20 protein-coding genes are annotated in these 18,732 nt (G+C 58.0%); 10 read left to right on the forward strand and 10 right to left on the reverse strand.

All coding sequences use genetic code 11. The features are described from left to right. Positions 1–10: 10 nt before the first annotated feature. The 6 genes from ACYVB2_RS09060 (at position 11) to ACYVB2_RS09085 (ending at position 5,773) form a co-directional block, all read left to right on the forward strand. A complete protein-coding gene (locus ACYVB2_RS09060) occupies positions 11–958 on the forward strand; it encodes an ABC transporter substrate-binding protein (protein WP_382432759.1) in 948 nt (315 codons plus the stop codon). 131 nt (positions 959–1,089) lie between these two features. Continuing rightward, entirely contained in the window at positions 1,090–1,569 is a 480-nt protein-coding gene (locus tag ACYVB2_RS09065) for a rhodanese-like domain-containing protein (protein WP_382432757.1), read from the forward strand. A 14-nt stretch (positions 1,570–1,583) separates the two neighbouring features. After that, positions 1,584–2,486 (forward strand): serine O-acetyltransferase EpsC, encoded by a 903-nt coding sequence (gene epsC / locus ACYVB2_RS09070; RefSeq protein WP_382432755.1) that lies wholly within the window; start codon positions 1,584–1,586, stop codon positions 2,484–2,486. Continuing rightward, a complete protein-coding gene (locus tag ACYVB2_RS09075) occupies positions 2,483–2,761 on the forward strand; it encodes a helix-turn-helix domain-containing protein (RefSeq protein WP_382432753.1) in 279 nt (92 codons plus the stop codon). Before epsC ends, ACYVB2_RS09075 begins: the two co-directional genes overlap by 4 nt. A gap of 69 nt (positions 2,762–2,830) precedes the next feature. Continuing rightward, positions 2,831–3,766 (forward strand): family 2A encapsulin nanocompartment shell protein, encoded by a 936-nt coding sequence (locus ACYVB2_RS09080; protein ID WP_382432752.1) that lies wholly within the window; start codon positions 2,831–2,833, stop codon positions 3,764–3,766. Between the two features lie 90 nt (positions 3,767–3,856). Continuing rightward, positions 3,857–5,773, forward strand: coding sequence for a family 2A encapsulin nanocompartment cargo protein cysteine desulfurase (locus tag ACYVB2_RS09085; RefSeq protein ID WP_382432801.1), 1,917 nt, complete (start codon positions 3,857–3,859; stop codon positions 5,771–5,773). Between the two features lie 233 nt (positions 5,774–6,006). Here ACYVB2_RS09085 and pyrC read toward each other — a convergent pair whose 3' ends face one another. The 7 genes from pyrC to ACYVB2_RS09120 all read right to left on the reverse strand — a co-directional run bounded on the left by pyrC (position 6,007) and on the right by ACYVB2_RS09120 (position 12,002). Continuing rightward, positions 6,007–7,077 (reverse strand): dihydroorotase, encoded by a 1,071-nt coding sequence (gene pyrC / locus ACYVB2_RS09090; RefSeq protein WP_382432750.1) that lies wholly within the window; start codon positions 7,075–7,077, stop codon positions 6,007–6,009. A 34-nt stretch (positions 7,078–7,111) separates the two neighbouring features. After that, positions 7,112–7,738 (reverse strand): hypothetical protein, encoded by a 627-nt coding sequence (locus ACYVB2_RS09095; RefSeq protein ID WP_382432748.1) that lies wholly within the window; start codon positions 7,736–7,738, stop codon positions 7,112–7,114. A 33-nt stretch (positions 7,739–7,771) separates the two neighbouring features. Next, positions 7,772–8,509, reverse strand: coding sequence for an amino acid ABC transporter ATP-binding protein (locus ACYVB2_RS09100; protein WP_382432746.1), 738 nt, complete (start codon positions 8,507–8,509; stop codon positions 7,772–7,774). A 24-nt stretch (positions 8,510–8,533) separates the two neighbouring features. After that, positions 8,534–9,199, reverse strand: a complete 666-nt coding sequence (locus ACYVB2_RS09105; RefSeq protein WP_382432744.1) for an amino acid ABC transporter permease — start codon at positions 9,197–9,199, stop codon at positions 8,534–8,536. 1 nt (position 9,200) lies between these two features. Further along, positions 9,201–9,953 carry an amino acid ABC transporter permease gene (locus tag ACYVB2_RS09110; protein WP_382432742.1) on the reverse strand — a complete coding sequence of 251 codons (753 nt, stop codon included), beginning with the start codon at positions 9,951–9,953 and terminating at the stop codon, positions 9,201–9,203. 76 nt (positions 9,954–10,029) lie between these two features. Further along, positions 10,030–10,929 (reverse strand): amino acid ABC transporter substrate-binding protein, encoded by a 900-nt coding sequence (locus ACYVB2_RS09115; RefSeq protein ID WP_460536252.1) that lies wholly within the window; start codon positions 10,927–10,929, stop codon positions 10,030–10,032. A 122-nt stretch (positions 10,930–11,051) separates the two neighbouring features. Continuing rightward, positions 11,052–12,002, reverse strand: coding sequence for a LysR substrate-binding domain-containing protein (locus tag ACYVB2_RS09120; RefSeq protein ID WP_382432738.1), 951 nt, complete (start codon positions 12,000–12,002; stop codon positions 11,052–11,054). Positions 12,003–12,164: 162 nt separating this feature from the next. Between ACYVB2_RS09120 and ACYVB2_RS09125 the strand changes: the two genes are divergently transcribed. The 3 genes from ACYVB2_RS09125 to ACYVB2_RS09135 are packed head-to-tail and all read left to right on the forward strand — an operon-like array spanning position 12,165 to position 15,073. Then, a complete protein-coding gene (locus ACYVB2_RS09125) occupies positions 12,165–12,719 on the forward strand; it encodes a TRAP transporter small permease (protein WP_382432736.1) in 555 nt (184 codons plus the stop codon). Beyond that, a complete protein-coding gene (locus ACYVB2_RS09130; protein WP_382432734.1) occupies positions 12,716–14,014 on the forward strand; it encodes a TRAP transporter large permease in 1,299 nt (432 codons plus the stop codon). Before ACYVB2_RS09125 ends, ACYVB2_RS09130 begins: the two co-directional genes overlap by 4 nt. Positions 14,015–14,032: 18 nt before the next feature. Further along, positions 14,033–15,073: a DctP family TRAP transporter solute-binding subunit gene (locus ACYVB2_RS09135; RefSeq protein WP_382432732.1), complete on the forward strand. Its 1,041-nt coding sequence runs from the start codon at positions 14,033–14,035 to the stop codon at positions 15,071–15,073. Positions 15,074–15,144: 71 nt separating this feature from the next. Here the strand turns inward: ACYVB2_RS09135 and ACYVB2_RS09140 are convergent, their stop codons facing one another. Next, on the reverse strand, positions 15,145–15,831 hold the full coding sequence (locus tag ACYVB2_RS09140) for a DUF3334 family protein (RefSeq protein ID WP_382432730.1): 687 nt from the start codon (positions 15,829–15,831) through the stop codon (positions 15,145–15,147). 53 nt (positions 15,832–15,884) lie between these two features. Further along, positions 15,885–17,705, reverse strand: coding sequence for an ABCB family ABC transporter ATP-binding protein/permease (locus ACYVB2_RS09145; RefSeq protein ID WP_382432728.1), 1,821 nt, complete (start codon positions 17,703–17,705; stop codon positions 15,885–15,887). Between the two features lie 41 nt (positions 17,706–17,746). Here ACYVB2_RS09145 and ACYVB2_RS09150 point away from each other — a divergent pair, with 41 nt between their 5' ends. Further along, entirely contained in the window at positions 17,747–18,196 is a 450-nt protein-coding gene (locus ACYVB2_RS09150; RefSeq protein WP_382432726.1) for an acyl-CoA thioesterase, read from the forward strand. A gap of 16 nt (positions 18,197–18,212) precedes the next feature. On the opposite strand, the gene ACYVB2_RS09155 is transcribed toward ACYVB2_RS09150, so the two are convergent. Next, positions 18,213–18,695, reverse strand: coding sequence for a thioesterase family protein (locus ACYVB2_RS09155; protein WP_382432724.1), 483 nt, complete (start codon positions 18,693–18,695; stop codon positions 18,213–18,215). Positions 18,696–18,732 lie beyond the last annotated feature (37 nt).

Raw genomic sequence — 18,732 nt, forward strand, 5'->3', positions numbered from 1 at the left:
AGCCTGTGCCATGCAACGACGCCAGTTTCACCAATTTCTAACCTCCGCCGTGACTGCTGCGGCTTTTCTCTCACCCGTATTGGTACACGCACAGCCCCGCGTGTTGTTGCGGGCCGGTGACCAAAAAGGCGGCCTGCAAGCCCTGCTGGAGGCCGCCGGAGAACTCAAAGAGCTGCCCTACGACATCAAGTGGAGCGAGTTTCCCGCAGCCGCCCCCTTGGCCGAGGCGCTCCACGCCAACGCGGTGGATTTTGGCACTATTGGGGATGCGCCGTTGCTGTTCACATTGGCAGCGGGCAGCAAGGTCAAAGCCTTTGCGGCCAACCGCTCTGATGCCTATGGCACCGCCATTTTGGTCAGGCCAGACTCGCCTTTCAAAACCGCAGCCGACCTTCAAGGCAAAAGTATTGCCACCAACCGAGGCTCTATTGGGCACTTTGTCACCCTCAAGGCGTTGGCCTCGGTGGGCCTCAAGGCAGACGATGTGCAGCTGCGCTTTATTCCTCCCGCAGATGCCAAGCTGGCCTTGACCCAAGGCTCGGTAGATGCCTGGGCCACTTGGGAGCCCTATACCGCACTGGCCGAAACTGGAGGCCATGCCAAGGTACTGGTCAATGGCCGGGGGCTGTGGAGCGGTTTGGGGTTTTTGGCGGCCACAGAACAGGCGTTGGCCGACAAACGGGCCGTGCTGCAAGACTTCAAAAACCGGGTCGAGCGGGCGCAGGCTTGGTCTTACCAGCACAGCAAGGAATTCGGCACCACCTTGGCTCGCATCATTGGCATTCCGGCCAACGCTGCGCAATTGCAGTTTGAGCGCCGGGCCACCCGGTGGCAAGCCATCGATGCCCCCCTCATCGCCGAGCAGCAGCGCACAGCCGATTTTTATCTGGCCGCTGGGCTGCTCAAACAACGGCTAGATGTGCAAGCCACCTTTGACACCCGCTTCCACACCGGGTGACGCCAAAGTTGTGGCAGCCCAAAAAAGATGTTTAAGTTATTTCAACTCTGTTTTTTATTCTTTTGTGAAATGAATGTTTTCTCCTAAATTGGCTGCCATAGCCCTTTGAGAACCCCAAGGAAACATTCCCCATGACTGCCGAAATCGCAGAAACCCCCCTTCCCGCCACGCTAGAACAAGCCCGCGCCAACGCTCTAGCACAGGGCTTGTCGTACGCTGGTGGTGTCTCGCCCACCACAGCATGGGAACTGGTACACAACGGACAAGCCCTGTTGGTAGACGTGCGCACCACCGAAGAGCGCAAGTTTGTGGGCCATGTGCCCCAGAGCCTGCATGTCGCTTGGGCGACGGGCACCTCTCTGACCCGCAACCCGCGCTTTGTGCGCGAGCTGGAAGCCAAATTGGCCCCATACGGTGGCAAAGAGGCCATCGTGCTGCTGCTGTGCCGCAGCGGCAAACGCTCGGTGCTGGCCGCCGAAGCGGCGGCAGCCGTGGGTTTTAACCATGTCTTTAATGTCTTAGAAGGTTTTGAAGGCGAGCTCGATGCCACACAACAACGGGGCAAAGATGACGGCTGGCGCCACCACGGACTGCCCTGGGTGCAAGACTGAGAAGGCGCAGCACCATGTCCACTTTTGATATTGCCGGTATCGCCCAAGCATTGCATGCGGCACGCCGTGAATGGCGCGAAGCGCAAAACCGCTCCCAAGAGCCAGGCGGGCGCGAGCTGCCATCGCGCCATGCACTGGTCAAAATCGTTGATCAGCTCAAAGAGTCTCTGTTTCCAATGCGTCTGGGGCCATTGGACTTGCGCCAAGAAAGCGAAGACTTTTTTGTTGCCCATCGGCTCGATGCCGCATTGCACGCCCTGCTGGGGCAAGTGGTGCTAGAGCTGCGCTATAGCCGCCGCCACAGCCCGCACACCAGCAGCGACTTGCAAACCGATGCCTTGGCAGCCACGCGCAGTTTTGCCCAATCCTTGCCCGGCATCCGCCACCTGCTCGACAGCGATGTATTGGCCGCCTACTATGGCGACCCTGCTGCGCGCGGAGTTGACGAGGTGCTCCTGTGCTACCCCGGCATTCTGGCCATGATCCACCACCGACTGGCGCATCGGCTATACCAATTGGGGCTGCCACTACTGGCACGCATCGTCTCAGAATTGGCGCACAGCCAAACCGGCATTGACATCCACCCCGGCGCCCAAATTGGCGCAGGCTTCTTTATCGACCACGGCACTGGCGTAGTGATTGGCGAAACCGCTGTCATTGGTCAGAACGTGCGCATCTACCAGGCCGTGACGCTGGGTGCCAAGAGCTTCCCGAAAGATGGTCAGGGCCATCCGCAAAAAGGCTTACCTCGCCACCCCATCGTAGAAGACGATGTGGTGATTTATGCCGGTGCCACCATCCTAGGGCGGGTCACCTTGGGGCAAGGTGCAGTGATTGGCGGCAACGTCTGGATCACGCACGACGTGCCCGCTGGCTGCCATATCACCCAAGCCATCTCCCGCGAGGGGCAACCATGAGTGGCGGCAGCAATCTCATCCAAAGCTTTGGCGTGGCCGTGCGCCAATCGCGCGAGGCACAGGGCTGGTCACAAGAACAACTGGCCGAGCAGGCCGACCTCAACCGCTCCTATGTAGGCGAAATCGAACGGGGCCGGGCCATTGCCTCTTTACAAACCGTCGAAAAGTTGGCGTTGTCGCTGGGCATGGCGCCCTCTGCCTTGGTGCTGCGCGGCGAAGCCCTGCGCCAAGCCAATCTGGTGCGGGGCTTGCAGTTGGCGGCTATAGCCTGTTGAAGCATCCCCACAGAAATTTGACACTGCACCTTGCATTTTTTCACTGTTGTTTTTTGAGGGAGTTTCTTTATGTCGGCAACCGTAGGCGGTACTACCGCACTGGGCGATAACGCAGCGCGGCAATTAGCCAATGCCACCAAAACAGCGCCACAACTGGCAACCATCACCCCCCGTTGGCTAACCCATTTGCTGCAATGGACACCCGTAGAGGCCGGCATCTTTCGCCTCAACCGCGTCAAGAACCCCGAAGACATCAAGGTGGTTTGCACCGCCAAAGAAAAAGACAACAAGCAACTGCCCCGCACCTTTGTTGAATACGAAGAGCACCCGCGCGAGTTTTTCTTGAACGGCGTGAGCACCGTGTTGGATGTGCATACCCGCATTTCTGATCTCTACAGCAGCCCGCACGATCAAGTCAAAGAGCAGTTACGCCTGACCATCGAGACCATCAAAGAAAACCAAGAAAGCGAACTGATTAACAACCCCGACTATGGCCTCTTGGCCCAAGTCACGGAGGAACAACGCATTTTCCCGTTGACTGGCGCACCCACCCCCGATGACTTGGACGAGCTGCTGACCAAGGTCTGGAAAGAACCGGCCTTCTTTTTGGCCCACCCACTCACCATTGCTGCTTTTGGCCGCGAAGCCACCCGCCGGGGCACGCCACCGCCTACGGTCAGCCTGTTTGGCTCACAGTTCATCACCTGGCGCGGTGTGCCGCTGATTCCATCCGACAAAGTGCCGGTGGCCGATGGCAAGAGCAAAATTTTGCTGCTGCGCGTGGGCGATAAGCGCCAAGGCGTAGTGGGCCTGTACCAGCCCGGCCTGCCCGGCGAGCAAAGCCCCGGCCTGTCGGTGCGCTTCATGGGCATCAACAACCATGCCATTGCCTCCTATTTGATTTCGCTCTATTGCTCGCTGGCCGTGCTGACGCCAGATGCACTGGCCGTACTAGACGATGTGGAAATCAACAAATACCACGACTACCCCGACACCTACAAATAAAGTGGCCGCGTGGTGACTATCCTTTCATCCCCCCCTACTGGCGTGCCGGTAGCTCCTGAAGCCCCCATCGGCCCAGACCTGCTGGCGCGCATGGCTACGGCATTCTTCACGGCGCTGCCCGGACAAACGCCCGATTTTGTGGGTGATGTTGCCGCCACGCCCCCGGCCTCCGTGCCGGGCGTGGGGCAGGCATCACCCCTGCCGCCCGGCGTGCAAGCGCCGGTCAACGTAGCACCGCCCGGCTCTCCACTGGCCAGCCCTGCCGGGTTAGGCCCGAGTGTGCCGGGCACGCCGTTCCCGCAAGGCATCGTGCCCGGTGCTAATTTGCTGCCAGCCTCGCCCACGCCGCTGGCCTCGTTGGCGCACCGTGCTCCGGCGCTGTGGCCCCATGCACCCGCAGGCAATGGGGTGCCCGATACGGTGGCCAGCGCCCTGCCCGCTTACGAACCACGCTTGGGCAGTGGCATCTTGGGTGTGCCCGAAGCCACCACGGCGGCCCGCCCGGCAGCAGCGAGCGCCTCGCCGTTCTACTTTCTGGCCGACCGGCAAGGCCATCCTGCGGCCACCGACCCACTGGACACTTTGGCACAGGCGCCCTTTGCCGTGCCCCAAGTGCCACGCGCCAGCACACCCACGGCTGGCCCGGGTGTGCCCAGCACCACACCCTCGGCAGAACCCCAGTTTTACTTTGTCGATGCCGTGGTGCTGCCGGGTGGTTACACCACACCGGCCCACCCAGCGCAAACAGGTGCGGTGCCACAGGCAGGCCACAGTACCCATCCGGCGTTCGATGTCCATGCCGTGCGGCGCGATTTCCCGGTGCTGCAAGAGCGCGTTAATGGTCGGCCTTTGGCTTGGCTAGACAACGCCGCCACCACGCACAAGCCGCAATCGGTCATCGACCGTATTGCTTACTTTTACCAGCACGAGAACTCCAACATCCACCGCGCTGCCCATGAACTGGCCGCCCGCGCCACCGATGCCTACGAAGGCGCACGGGAACGGGTGCGCCGCTTTATCAACGCACCGGACGTGAATGAGGTTATCTTCGTACGCGGCACCACCGAGGCCATCAATTTGGTGGCTAAAAGTTGGGGCTGGCAGCACATTGGCGAGGGCGACGAAATCATCGTTTCCAACTTGGAACACCATGCCAACATCGTGCCTTGGCAACAACTGGCAGCCGCCAAAGGGGCCAAACTGCGCGTGATTCCGGTGGATGATTCCGGTCAAGTGTTGCTGGATGAGTACCAAAAACTGCTCAACAGCCGCACCAAGCTGGTCTCGGTGACGCAGGTATCCAACGCCTTGGGCACGGTAGTGCCGGTTAAGCAAATCGTAGAGTTGGCGCACCGCGCTGGGGCCAGGGCGCTGGTGGATGGGGCGCAGTCCATCTCCCACATGCGGGTGGATGTGCAAGACATTGGCGCGGACTTTTTTGTTTTTTCTGGGCACAAGGTGTTTGGCCCGACCGGCATCGGCGTGGTCTGGGGTAAGCGCGAAGTGTTGGAGGATATGCCGCCGTGGCAAGGCGGTGGCAACATGATTGCCGACGTCACCTTCGAGAAGACCGTGTTCCAGCCAATTCCGAATAAGTTTGAGGCGGGCACCGGCAACATTGCCGATGCTGTGGGCTTGGGTGCAGCCATCGACTATGTGAACCGCCTGGGCATCGAGAACATTGCCCGCTACGAGCATGATTTGCTGGTGTACGGAATGCGCGCCTTGGGCGATGTGCGCGGCCTGCGCCTGATTGGCACGGCAGCAGACAAAGCCAGCGTGATGTCGTTCACCTTGGCGGACTACACCACCGCCGAGGTCGGCCAAGCCCTGAACGAAGAAGGGATTGCCGTGCGTACCGGCCACCACTGCGCCCAACCCATTTTGCGGCGCATGGGGGTCGAAGCCACGGTGCGCCCCTCCTTGGCGTTTTACAACACCTTTGAAGAAATTGACCGACTGGTGGCCGTGGTGCAGCGCCTGTCTGACCAGCGGCGCAGCAGGTAAATAGCTGCCACTTACGCCCGCTAGCACAGCGCCAGAGGCTTAGGCCTACTGGCGCTTTTTGGTCTATTTTGATCCTTCTAGAATGCCCAAAGCTACCACCTCTAAAACACCTTGGCCCACTGTGAAAGCCCCAAAATGGGGTGTTTGGGTTTCAAACTGCAAACCCGGCAGCGCGACCAGATGTCCTGTTTAATCACTGATCGTGGCCTTTGCTGAGTCGGCAAACTCTTGAACTATTGCTGTGAATTTACAGTTTCAACCAGCCGCCACGGCAAAGCCTCCCCTGCGCGCAGCGGCTTGAGTTCAGCCTCGCCAAAGGCAAAGCTCTCGGGGGGTGTCCAGCTTTCACGTTGCAAAGTGATGGTGCCTTGATTGTGTGGCAAGCCGTAAAAGGCTGGGCCATGAAAGCTGGCAAAGCCTTCGAGCTTGTCTAGCGCACCGGCATTGTCAAAAGCCTCTGCATACAGCTCCATCGCTGCATGGGCTGTGTAGCAACCGGCGCAACCACTGGCGTGCTCTTTCAAGTGCGCTGGGTGTGGCGCACTGTCGGTGCCGAGGAAGAACTGAGGCGCACCACTGGTGGCCGCTTGCACCAGCGCCACACGGTGGGTTTCGCGCTTGAGTACCGGCAGGCAGTAATAGTGTGGACGAATACCGCCGGTAAAAATGGCATTGCGGTTGTAAAGCAGGTGGTGTGCCGTGATGGTGGCTGCGGTATGGGGGCCAGCCTCTGACACATACTGCGCAGCCTCTTTGGTGGTGATGTGCTCCATCACGATTTTGAGTTCTGGGAAATCGCGGCGCAATGGCATCAATTGTGTGTCGATAAACACCGCTTCGCGGTCAAACAGGTCAATATCGGCACTGGTCACCTCACCATGCACCAGCAAGGGCATACCTGCACGCTGCATGGCTTCCAGTGTTGGGTAAATGTGGCGCAACTCGGTCACACCCGCATCGCTGTTGGTGGTGGCACCGGCGGGGTAGAGCTTGCAGGCAACAACGCCTGCCTGCTGGGCCAAGGCAATTTCTTCGGGGGGCAGGTTGTCGGTGAGGTACAACGTCATCAGCGGCTCAAAAGCCACCCCTGCAGGCACGGCGGCCAAAATACGCTCTTTGTAAGCCACAGCCTGTGCAGCCGTGGTCACTGGCGGCTTCAGGTTGGGCATGATGACGGCCCGCCCAAATTGGGCTGCGGTATGTGGCACTACGGTGTGCAAGGCGGCGCCATCGCGCACATGCAGATGCCAGTCGTCAGGGCGGGTCAGGGTGATACGGTTGGGGGCAGTGGTAGAGATGGTCATAGCGCCATTTTCCCATTGCACAGCCCCCTTTGCTTTAGCGGTAGGTGTAGGTTGCGCTGTAAGGCATGGTGAAAAACGGTGTGGTCAGCGTCATACCGATATTGCCCACTGTGCCATTAAAGCTGCACGAGGTCATGCTCCATGAGCCAGTCATGCCGCTGGTTGCTTGGGTGATGGTCTCGCGCAAAAGCGGATCATTACAAAACTCGTCTTGCGTGTTGGGCTTAGGCACGTTCTCAATCACGACAGGGGGCACTGTAAAACCTTGGGCCGTGACTTGGACTTCCAGCCGGTATTGGCCTTGCACGCCAGAGTCCACCACCAAAGAGCCGTAGCTCTCCAACGAGAAACCAGGGTTGGTCAGGCTCACGCGCGGATAGGTAACCCCTGCCACAGTGACTTGGGGCAGACGCAACACATTGCCGTTGGACAGGAACTCAATCTGGCTGCCAACTGCCGGATCGTCCACTTGGAGTTGTCCCAGGGTGATCAAGCGCAGGCGAACATCTCTGAACTGGGCGTTGCCATCAATCTTGACCAATGGCAGATTCAAGGTGCCAGCACCGAGATCAAAACTGGCCGTCTCTACGGCACCAGCCCAACCAACGACCAGTGCCCCCAGCAGACCAAGACCACTACGAACCATTACGGAAGAACGCATTACATCTCCTTTCTTACAAAAGCATGGAAAAACTCAATGTTGCAGGATTTTGTTCAGGAACTCTTTCGTCCGGGGCTGGCGAGCCTCGGGGTGGTTGAAGAAGTCATCCTTGGAGCAATCTTCCAAGATCTTGCCGCCCACGTCCATAAAAATCACACGGCTGGCTACTTTGCGGGCAAAGCCCATTTCGTGGGTGACGCACATCATGGTCATGCCTTCTTGGGCCAAGCCCACCATCACATCCAGCACTTCGCCCACCATTTCGGGGTCGAGCGCCGAAGTGGGTTCGTCAAACAGCATCACGATAGGATCCATGCTCAGGGCACGGGCAATGGCTACGCGCTGCTGCTGGCCGCCCGAGAGTTGGCCTGGAAACTTGTCTTTGTGTGCCATCAGCCCCACCCGGTCTAGCATTTTGAGGCCGCGCTGTTTGGCCTCATCGGGGGCGCGCCCCAGCACCTTGATTTGTGCAATGGTCAGGTTCTCCGTCACCGACAGGTGCGGAAACAGCTCAAAGTGTTGAAACACCATTCCCACATGGGCGCGCAATTTGGGCAAGTTGGTGTGGGGGTCGTGCAAGGGCACACGGTCGACCCAGATTTCACCCGACTGGATCGGCTCCAGCGCATTGATGGTTTTGATCAGGGTGGACTTGCCAGAGCCTGACGGCCCGCACACCACCACCACTTCGCCCCGGCCAATGCGGGCCGAGCAATCGGTCAATACTTGGTAGTTGCCGTACCACTTGGAGACGTTTTTGAGTTCAATCATGGTCATGTCCTCGGGTAAGCCGCGTTAGCGGATGATGGCAATCTTGCGGTGCAGGCGCTTGACCGCCCACGACAGTGCGTAACAGATGATGAAGTAACAGACGGCAGCCGCCAAGTAGGCCTCAATCGGGCGACCAAAATTTTTGCCTGCCACTTCAAAGCCCTTGAGCATGTCGTAGGCACCAATGGCATACACCAGCGAGGTGTCTTGGAACAAGATGATGGTCTGGGTCAGCAGCACCGGCAGCATGTTGCGAAATGCTTGGGGTAGCACCACCAGCCGCATGTTCTGACCATAGGTCATGCCCAAGGCTTGTCCGGCAAAAATTTGACCGCGTGGAATGGCTTGGATGCCCGCGCGCATGATTTCGCTGAAATAAGCGGCCTCAAAAGCCACAAAGGTCACAATGGCCGACAGCTCGGCACCAATTGGGCGACCAATCAGCATCGGAGCCAACAGAAAGACCCACAAGATCACCATGACCAGAGGAATGCTGCGCATTCCGTTGACATAAATGGTGGCAGGCACGTCCAACCATTTGCGTCCCGACAGGCGCATCAATGCCAGCACCGTGCCCAGCAAGACACCGCCCACAGTCGCAACCACGGTGAGCATCAGGCTAAACCCCAAACCCTTGAGCACAAAATCGCTGATCAGGTTCCAGTTGTAGAAGGAGAGATCAATCTGCATGTCAGTGCCCTCCTGCGCCCGAGGCTTGCAAGCCAGGGATGCGTACCCGTTTTTCGATGAAAGCCATGATGCGGTTGATGGCAAAGGCCGACAGCACATACAAAGCCGTGACCGCCAGATAAACCTCAATGCCGCGTGCGGTCTCTTCTTGGGCTTGCATGGCAAACATCGTCAGTTCGGCCACCGAGACCGCAAAGGCCACCGAGGAGTTCTTGAAGATGTTCATCGTCTCACTGGTCAGCGGAGGAATGATGATGCGAAAAGCAGCAGGCAGCAACACATAGCGGTAACTCTGGAAGGTGGTAAACCCCATTGCCATAGCCGCATAACGCTGACCGCGTGGCAGCGTCTCAATTCCGGAGCGCACCTGCTCTGCAATCCGTGCAGAGGTAAAGAAACCCAGCGCCAGCACCACCAGCACAAACCCCGGCACAGCTTGCAAGGCTGGAATGAGGGTGGGCAGCACGTGGTACCAAAGAAAAATTTGTACCAGCAGTGGTATGTTGCGAAACAGCTCGACCCAAGCATTGCCCAGTTTGACGATGTAGGGGCGGTCGGGCAGAGTACGCAAAGTACCTATCAGGGTGCCCAACAACAGGGCCAACAGCAGGGCCAGCAACGATACCGACATCGTCCAGCCCCAAGCGGACAGCATCCAATCCAAGTAGGTGATGTCCCCACCCTTGCCAAAACAGCCCTGCACGGGCGCGCGTTCAATGGTGTCTTCGCAAAACACCTGCCAATCCCAAGCCATAGTGTGCTCCCTTCCTGTACGGACAAAAAAACCCCTTCAAACGCCACGGCTTGAAGGGGCGCAAGGCTGGGCAGGCTTACTTCTTGGCGTAGTCTTCCAGAGGTTTGTCGTTGGGGTTGGCCCAAGCTGCCTTGGTGGCCTCAGACAGAGGCAGGCCAATCTTGGTATTGGTGGGTGGCACGGGCTGCATGAACCATTTGTCGTAGAGCTTGGCCAGCGAGCCATCGGCAATCTGGCGCTTGATGCTGTCGTCCACCGCCTTCTTGAAGGCGGGATCGTCTTTGCGCAACATGCAGGCAATCGGCTCGACAGAGATCACTTCGCCCACAATCTTGAAGTCGGCTGGGTTCTTGGCCTTGGAGATGCTGGCCGCCAAAATGGAGCCATCCATCACAAAAGCGTCGGCACGGCCTGTTTCGAGCAGCAAGAAACTGTCCGCATGGTCTTTACCCATGACTTCCTTGAAGTCAATGCCGCCCGCGCGTTCATGTTTGCGCAAGTGCTGCACTGAAGTGGTGCCGGTGGTGACGGCCACGTTTTTGCCATTGAGGTCTTTGATGGCTTGGATGCCCGAATTGGCCTTCACAGCAATGCGCACCTCCTCCACATAGGTGGTCACGGCAAAAGAAACATCCTTTTGGCGGGCCGCGTTATTGGTGGTGGAGCCGCACTCTAGGTCTACGGTGCCATTGCTGACCAGAGGAATGCGGTTTTGCGAAGTCACAGGCTGGTATTTGACTTCCATTTTGGACAGGCCCAACTGCTTTTGGATGTCGGCCAGCACCCGCTCACCCATTTCAGTATGAAACCCGACATATTTGCCATTGCCCAAGGTATAGCCCAAGCCAGAGGACTCACGCACCCCCAGCGTGGCACTGCCCGAGGATTTGATCTTTGCCAAAGTGTCGCCAGTTTGTGCCACGGCAGCCGTGGCGGCCAGGGTAGTGATGGCCAGGGCCAGCAGGTGTTGTTTCATGGTGCTCTCCTTGTGGGTGAATGAAAGATGCAAAAACGGTGGTATCGCACAGATTGTTACCTTAGCAAGATACTTGCCCGGATTGCGCCATTGTGGCGAATGACACCTGAGTTTTTATGGGATCAGGTGCTGTTTGTCTCCATTTGCACGGTATGGTGGGACTGCAAAAATGTCCATAGGGCTTGTGCGGTACTTTTGGTGGTTTCTTTGCCTGAGGGCTTGTCGCGGCAGGCGCGTATGTCCATTGTCAGCTCCAACAGGGGCAGCCCCGCAGCTTCGGCACGCACCAGTCGGCCTTGTGCCAGATCTTGCGCCACGGCGCTGTAGGGTAAAAAGGCAACGCCATGCCCTTCCAGCGCCATGGCCTTGAGCCCCTCGGCCATGTCGGTTTCGTACACACGATCCAAATGAATGGGCGAAGGTGATTGTTTGAGGATCATTTCAGTCACCCCCCCCAGATAGGCACCCGGTGCGTAGCCCAAGTAGGGCAGCGGCTGGGCCACCCGTCCCGGCAGCGCATGCAATGGCTGACCCCGTGCATCGGGCTTGGTGTAGGGTGCCAGCACTTCCTGCCCCAACACCACCATATCGTGGCGTTGGGCATCAATCTGCAAGGGTTGTGATGCATGGTGGTAGGTGATGAGCAAATCGCAACTGCCTTCCACCAACCGCATCACGGCATCATGGACATTGAGGGCAATCAGCCTGCTCTTAAACGGCCCAAATTGGGCTCGCAAGCTTGATACCCAAGCCGGGAAAAAAGTGAATGCCAGTGTGTGTGGCACGGCAAACTCGATCATGTCTTGGCTGGAGGAGCCATGCGCGCGCAGGGTGGTGCGTGTGTTTTGCAGCGCCTGCAACATCTCCAATGCTTGGTTGTAGAGGGTTTTGCCTGCAGGTGTGAGCCGGGTAGGGTAGGAGCTACGATCGACCAGATCGGCTCCTGCCCAAGCTTCTAATGCTTGGATACGCCGCGAAAATGCTGGCTGTGTGACATGGCGCAATTGCGCCGATCTACTGAAGCTGCGGGTTTCTGCCAGACTGACAAAGTCTTCAAGCCACTTGGTTTCCATAGGGGCATTATCGGCGCAGGTGGTGGTGCCATCGGGGTAGCCACAGAGGGCCGCATAATAGGAGAACTGCGTCTACAGCGCATTCTGGTCGGGCTGATGGCACACAACGCCAATACGCAGCGGCCCCTCTGTCGTTTTTGCTCTCCCCCGATTTCCCCTGTCATGTCTTCCCCTCCCCATTCTGGCCCAGACACTGCTGCTGGCCCCGCTGCTTCTGTGTCCCCTGCCACTGAACCGCATTCCTTGTATATCGAAGACGGGTTGACCGTGCTGATCATGGCAGCTTTGGCCTTGATCACTTTGGCCAATGTGCTGGCCCGTTACTTCACCGACAGTTCGATTGCATGGACAGAAGAGATTTCCGTCTTTCTGATGATTGCTCTGGCACTGGTAGCAGGTTCGGCTGCCGTAGCCCGTGATCGGCATATCCGCATCGAATACTTTGCGGAGAGTGGCTCGGGTGCCCGGCGGCGCTTTCTGGCCCGTTTTGGTGCCTTGATGGTGGCATTGCTGTTTGCTGCCATTGCGGTGTTGAGTGTGCGTGTGGTCTGGGACGACTATCGTTTTGAAGAGACCTCGCCCGGCATTGGTGTGCCGCAGTGGTGGTATTCCATCTGGCTGCCCATCTTGTCAGCTTTGATCACGGTGCGGGCCATAGGTTTGTTTATCCGGCGCGGCAAGCAGCCAGATGTGGAGTTCTTGGAGGATGCCCAATGATTGCCACGCTGCTGTTTGCTATTTTTCTGTTGATGATGCTGATAGGCGTGCCTATTGGCGCTGCCTTGGGTTTGGCCGGTGCCGCCGCTATTGCGCTAGCCAACCAAGACGCACAATGGTTGGGGCTGTTGGCAGTGCCACAGAACTTTTATGCCGGGCTGGGCAAATACCCCCTGCTGGCAATCCCTATGTTTGTGTTGGTGGGCTCTATTTTTGACCGTTCGGGCGTGGCCCTGCGACTGGTCAATTTTGCGGTAGCCATTGTGGGGCGTGGCCCCGGTATGTTGCCACTGGTCGCCATTGCAGTAGCCATGTTCTTGGGTGGCATTTCCGGCTCTGGCCCGGCCAATGCTGCGGCTGTGGGCGGGGTGATGATTGCGGCCATGTCACGCGCTGGTTATCCCGCGTCGTTTTCGGCCAGCGTGGTGGGCGCTGCAGCGGCTACCGACATTCTGATTCCCCCTTCAGTGGCTTTCATCATTTATTCGGTCTTGGTGCCAGGCGCTTCGGTGCCTGCCCTGTTTGCTGCCGGTATGGTGCCAGGTGTGCTGGCTGGGTTGGCCTTGATCGTGCCTGCAGTGTGGATGGCGCGCAAACACCAGATGGGCGCTCTGGAGGCCGATATGCCCCGCCCACCGTTTTGGCAAAGCCTGCGCGAGGCGGCCTGGGGCTTGGCCGCGCCCGTTCTCATTTTGGGTGGGATGCGTGCAGGTTGGTTTACACCCACCGAGGCTGCCGTGGTGGCTGTGTTTTACGGCTTGTTTGTGGGCATGGTGATTCACCGCACGATCAGTGTGCGCGACCTGTTTCCCATTTTGCGGGAGTCGGGCGAGTTGTCCGCAGTGATTTTGCTGGTGGTGTCGCTGGCGGGGATTTTTGCCTATTCACTCTCTACCCTGGGAGTGATTGACCCCATAGCAAAAGCCATTGTCAACTCCGGCTTGGGTGAGTATGGCGTGCTGGCGCTGTTGATTTTGCTGCTGGTGACGGTGGGCATGTTTTTGGATGGCATTTCCATCTTTTTGATTTTCGTGCCCTTGTTGTTGCCCATCATGCAGCACTATGGCTGGGATCCAGTATGGTTTGGTGTGATCTTGACGCTCAAGGTGGCACTGGGCCAATTTACGCCGCCGTTGGCTGTCAATCTAATGGTGTCGTGCCGCATTGCCGGTGTGCGCATGGAGTCCACCGTGCGTTGGGTCGGCTGGATGTTGTTTGCCATGTTCTTGGTCATGGTGCTGGTGATTGCGTTTCCGCCACTGGCATTGTGGCTCCCCGCCCGCTTGGGCTATTGATCTCCAAGGAGAAAATGAATGAAACTGCGTACCTTTCTGATGAGCACCGTCGCTGCAGCTGCCACGCTGGCTTTCACAGCCCCCGCAGTGATGGCACAGCAGGCCGCTTACAAGAGTGAATACCGCATGTCGTTGGTGTTGGGCACGGCCTTTCCTTGGGGCAAGGGCGGCGAGCTTTGGGCCAACAAAGTGCGTGAGCGTACCCAGGGCCGTATCAATATCAAGCTCTATCCCGGCGTCTCGTTGATCCAGGGCGACCAGACCCGTGAATTTTCGGCGTTGCGCCAAGGTGTGATTGACATGGCGATTGGCTCGACCATCAACTGGTCGCCCCAAGTCAAGCAGCTCAACCTGTTCTCGCTACCTTTTTTGATGCCCGACTATGCTGCCACCGATGCGCTAACCCAAGGCACGGTGGGCAAGAGCTTGTTCCAGACGCTGGACAAAGCAGGTGTAGTGCCACTGGCTTGGGGGGAGAACGGTTATCGTGAGATCACCAACTCCAAAAAGCCCATCAAGTCTCCGGCAGACCTCAAGGGCATGAAAATTCGCGTGGTCGGCTCTCCGCTGTTCTTAGACACCTTCACGGCGCTGGGGGCCAACCCAACGCAAATGAGTTGGGCCGATGCCCAGCCCGCCATGGCCAGCGGTGCGGTGGATGGTCAAGAGAACCCCCTGTCGGTCTATCAGGCAGCCAAGCTGCACACTGTGGCACAAAAGTATGTGACCTTGTGGGGCTACATGAATGATCCGTTGGTGTTTGTGGTCAACAAAGACATCTGGAATTCTTGGACACCCGAAGACCGCGAGATCGTCAAGCAGGCCGCGATTGACGCTGGTAAAGAGCAGATCGTCATTGCCCGTAAGGGGCTGGTAGAGGCGGACAAACCATTGGTCAAGCAATTGGTAGCCAACGGTGCCACTGTGACCGAGTTGACGGCTGCCGAGCGTGACGCCTTTGTCAAAGCCACCCGTCCGGTAGTAGATAAGTGGAAGGGCCAGATCGGTGCCGATCTGGTAGCCCAAGCCGAGAAAGACATTGCAGCCCGCAAGAAGTGAGCACGACAAGGGCCAGCGCGTCTGCGGGTGCTGCTGGCCCTATCGCCAAAGAAGAGAGACTCCGGCGGTTTTCACATCCCCAGTGACTTGAGCAGCTCGTCGGTTTCGCTCAGGGCTTGGGGCGCGGGGGTGGGGGCCGCAGCGGTTTCGCGGGTCTGGGCCATGAGGGCGTCAGGATCGGGCGCAGCCTGGGGTTCAAACTCGTAGAGTTTGATAAATTCAGTGCGGTCAATCGCCATCTCCAAATAGAAAATGTTGTTGGCGCTGGTGTAAAAAGTGACTCGGCGGGCTTCGGGCTGGTCTAGGTTGGCATCCACATTGAGCACCACCTCTTTGTTGAGCACCAACATTTTGGGCTGGTTTTGCGTGATGTGTGTTTGCAGCTCACGGCGCACTTTGCCCGTAAAGTCTCCAACCACTTGGTTCATGAGCTCGCCCATGACGTTGCTGACTTCATCCGAAGTGAAAGAGTTGGCCAGCTCACTTTTGGACATGCCCATGCTGAGCATGTAGCTCTCGTAGATTTCCATGGCGGCTGCGCCAGAGAAATTGATGATCACCAGCCCAGAAAAGCCCCCATCAAACAACACAAAGCAACCAATGTCGGGTTTGAGGCAGGTTTTGCTGATGCGCTGCACCATGCCGGAGTAGTTGATCTGGGTCTGGGTAGCTACGTTCAGCACCCTAGTAACAGAGTTGCACAGGCTGACCAGCACATCTTCTGTGCCATAGACCACGGAATCTTGGAGTGCGCTCATGGATTTGTCTCAAAAAATAGGGCTGTCGGTGAAAGGCGGTGTATAGCACAAGCTTAGGCGGCCTCGCCGCTTTGCTGCAAGGCCCACATGTTGGCGTAGCGGCCGTTGGCGGCCAGCAGTTGGGTATGGGTGCCCCGCTCAATGATCTGGCCTGCCTCCATGACCAAAATCTCGTGCGCATCTACGACGGTGGACAGCCGGTGTGCAATCACCAACGTGGTTTTGTTTTGTGCCACATTGCTCAACTCGGTCTGGATGGCACGCTCGTTGGCCGAGTCCAACGCTGATGTCGCCTCGTCAAAAATCAAAATGGGGGGGTTCTTGAGCAAGGTGCGGGCAATAGCCACACGCTGTTTTTCACCGCCTGAGAGTTTGAGGCCGCGTTCACCCACCATCGTGTCATACCCCTTGGGAGTGGCGGCAATGAAATCGTGGATTCGGGCCGCACGGGCCGCTTCTTCTACCTCGGCACGGCTGGCACCAGGGCGGCCATAGGCAATGTTGTATTCCACCGTGTCGTTGAACAGCACGGTGTCTTGTGGCACGATGCCAATAGACTGGCGCACGCTGGCTTGTGTGACTCGGCGCAATTCTTGCCCGGCAATGGTGATGTGGCCCTGTTGGATGTCATAGAAGCGAAACAGCAGCCGTGCCAGTGTTGATTTGCCCGAACCCGACGGCCCCACCACTGCCACCGTCTTGCCCGCAGGCACCTCAAAGCTGATGCCCTTGAGGATGGGACGTGCCGGGTCGTAGGCAAAATGCACGGCCTCAAAACGCAGGGCAGCCCCTTCGCGTGGCACCACCAACGCCGATGCACCAGAGGCATCGGCCACTTCGCGTTCGCGATCCATCAGCGTGAACATTTTGTCCAGATCAGTCAGGCTTTGCTTGATTTCACGGTACATCACGCCCAAAAAGTTGAGCGGAATGTAGAGCTGGATCATGAAGGCATTCACCATCACCAAATCGCCCAGCGTCATGCGGCCCTCGGCCACGCCTTGGGTGGCTCGCCAGAGCATGGCAACTAAACCGACCGCAATGATGATTTGCTGCCCCGCATTGAGCATGGACAGGGTGGTTTGCGCCTTGAGGCGGGCTGTGCGCAGGCGTTGCAGGCTTTGGTCGTAGCGTTGTGCTTCAAAACGCTCGTTATTGAAGTATTTGACGGTTTCGTAGTTGAGTAGCGAATCAATGGCCTTGCTGTGCGCGGCAGAATCAAACTCATTGGCTTGGCGCCGAAATTGTGTACGCCACTCCGTCACCCAGACGGTAAAGGCGATGTAGCAAACCAACGCTGTCAAGGTAATGCCCGCAAACCAGAGATCAAACTTGACCCCCAACACTGACAACACCAGCAGCACTTCGATCAGCGTGGCACCAATGTTGAACAATGAGAACGAGATCAGTGATTCAATGCCGCGCACACCGCGCTCGATGTCGCGCGTCATGCCCCCCGTTTGGCGCTCCAAATGAAAGCGCAGGCTCAAAGCATGGAGGTGCTCAAAGGTTTGCAGCGCAATGGCACGCGCAGCACCTTGCGTGGCTTTAGAAAACACCAGTTCGCGCAATTCTGTAAAAAACGAGGTAGACAGCCGCAGGCCACCATAAGCCAATAGCAGCCCCACAGGCACTACCAGCAAAGCGGTGGGCTGGCCGGGTTGGATGGACATGGCATCCACCAAGTTTTTTAGCAGTACGGGCACCCCCACATTGGCCACTTTGGCCGCCAGCATGAAGACGATGGCAGCGAGCACCCGCCATTTGTATTGCCAGAGGTAAGGCAACAGGCGCGAGAGGGTGGCCCAATCAGAGCGCGTTGGGGGGGGCGCATCGGGTGCAGCAGGGGGGGCGATGTGGCCGTGGTGGCGCATGGAGGACAATGCTTCAAGTTATTCTTACCGAGATTGTGCCCATGACTTCCACCTGTACTGTTGCACCCACCCGTTCACCGAATGTGCAGCTCCCCACCGATATGGAGCTGGTACTCAAAGTGGTGCCCATGCCTGCCGACTGCAATGTCAACGGTGACATCTTTGGTGGTTGGGTCATGGCTCAGGTGGATATTGCTGGCTCCATTTTGCCCAACCGCTATGCGCGGGGCCGTATGGCTACGGTGGCGGTGAATGAGTTCATCTTCAAACAGCCGGTGCGGGTGGGCGATTTGCTGTCGTTTTATTCCAAGGTGATTCGCATTGGCACAACCTCCATCACCGTGCAGGTAGATGTGTTTGCCGAGTGCTTTACCGAACAGGGGCGCTACGTCAAAGTCACAGAGGCCCGCCTCACCTATGTGGCTATTGACCACGAAGGCCGCCCGCGCCCCCTACCACAGCCATTGCCTTGCCAAACGCCAGCGGCTTGAGCGTTGTGGGCGGTTGTCAGGAGACGATGTAGGCTGCCGAACCTGCCGACATCAACTGTCCTTCTGGCCCCAAAAACTCCATTCGGGTGCTGGCCACCCGCGAGCCCAGACGCAACACCTGGGCGTGCAGCTCAAAATGCGTGCCAATACCGGGGCGCAGGTAGTCTACGCGCAGGTCAATCGTGCCGAGTTTGCCAAAGCGTTGCAGGCGCTGCGCTGGCGGCTCGTCCATGTGTTTGGCACCCGTGGCTGCCATGACGGCCAATGCGCCCGTAGCGTCTAGTCCGGCACTGATGACACCACCATGCACCCGGTGGTAGGCAAAGTGGCCTACCAACTCGGGCTTCATGTCGATGCGCGTCACAACACGCTCGGGCTGTACGCTCACGATCTTGAGCCCCAAGAGCTGGTTAAAGACGATGCGCTGCTCAAAGATGTCTTTCAGGCCCGCGATAAATTCGGGTTCAAATGCGATGGATAGAGGAGTGTTTTTGCTCATGCTAACCATTGTGCGGCAGCCACCTACAATTCCGGGC

The sequence above is a fragment of the Giesbergeria giesbergeri genome, from assembly GCF_054779375.1.

Coding starts and splice junctions, on each gene's coding strand:
- ACYVB2_RS09060 (WP_382432759.1), top strand. CDS start 11: ATGCAACGACGCCAGTTTCACCAATTTCTAACCTCCGCCGTGACTGCT.
- ACYVB2_RS09065 (WP_382432757.1), top strand. CDS start 1,090: ATGACTGCCGAAATCGCAGAAACCCCCCTTCCCGCCACGCTAGAACAA.
- epsC (WP_382432755.1), top strand. CDS start 1,584: ATGTCCACTTTTGATATTGCCGGTATCGCCCAAGCATTGCATGCGGCA.
- ACYVB2_RS09075 (WP_382432753.1), top strand. CDS start 2,483: ATGAGTGGCGGCAGCAATCTCATCCAAAGCTTTGGCGTGGCCGTGCGC.
- ACYVB2_RS09080 (WP_382432752.1), top strand. CDS start 2,831: ATGTCGGCAACCGTAGGCGGTACTACCGCACTGGGCGATAACGCAGCG.
- ACYVB2_RS09085 (WP_382432801.1), top strand. CDS start 3,857: ATGGCTACGGCATTCTTCACGGCGCTGCCCGGACAAACGCCCGATTTT.
- pyrC (WP_382432750.1), bottom strand. CDS start 7,077: ATGACCATCTCTACCACTGCCCCCAACCGTATCACCCTGACCCGCCCT.
- ACYVB2_RS09095 (WP_382432748.1), bottom strand. CDS start 7,738: ATGCGTTCTTCCGTAATGGTTCGTAGTGGTCTTGGTCTGCTGGGGGCA.
- ACYVB2_RS09100 (WP_382432746.1), bottom strand. CDS start 8,509: ATGATTGAACTCAAAAACGTCTCCAAGTGGTACGGCAACTACCAAGTA.
- ACYVB2_RS09105 (WP_382432744.1), bottom strand. CDS start 9,199: ATGCAGATTGATCTCTCCTTCTACAACTGGAACCTGATCAGCGATTTT.
- ACYVB2_RS09110 (WP_382432742.1), bottom strand. CDS start 9,953: ATGGCTTGGGATTGGCAGGTGTTTTGCGAAGACACCATTGAACGCGCG.
- ACYVB2_RS09115 (WP_460536252.1), bottom strand. CDS start 10,929: ATGAAACAACACCTGCTGGCCCTGGCCATCACTACCCTGGCCGCCACG.
- ACYVB2_RS09120 (WP_382432738.1), bottom strand. CDS start 12,002: ATGGAAACCAAGTGGCTTGAAGACTTTGTCAGTCTGGCAGAAACCCGC.
- ACYVB2_RS09125 (WP_382432736.1), top strand. CDS start 12,165: ATGTCTTCCCCTCCCCATTCTGGCCCAGACACTGCTGCTGGCCCCGCT.
- ACYVB2_RS09130 (WP_382432734.1), top strand. CDS start 12,716: ATGATTGCCACGCTGCTGTTTGCTATTTTTCTGTTGATGATGCTGATA.
- ACYVB2_RS09135 (WP_382432732.1), top strand. CDS start 14,033: ATGAAACTGCGTACCTTTCTGATGAGCACCGTCGCTGCAGCTGCCACG.
- ACYVB2_RS09140 (WP_382432730.1), bottom strand. CDS start 15,831: ATGAGCGCACTCCAAGATTCCGTGGTCTATGGCACAGAAGATGTGCTG.
- ACYVB2_RS09145 (WP_382432728.1), bottom strand. CDS start 17,705: ATGCGCCACCACGGCCACATCGCCCCCCCTGCTGCACCCGATGCGCCC.
- ACYVB2_RS09150 (WP_382432726.1), top strand. CDS start 17,747: ATGACTTCCACCTGTACTGTTGCACCCACCCGTTCACCGAATGTGCAG.
- ACYVB2_RS09155 (WP_382432724.1), bottom strand. CDS start 18,695: ATGAGCAAAAACACTCCTCTATCCATCGCATTTGAACCCGAATTTATC.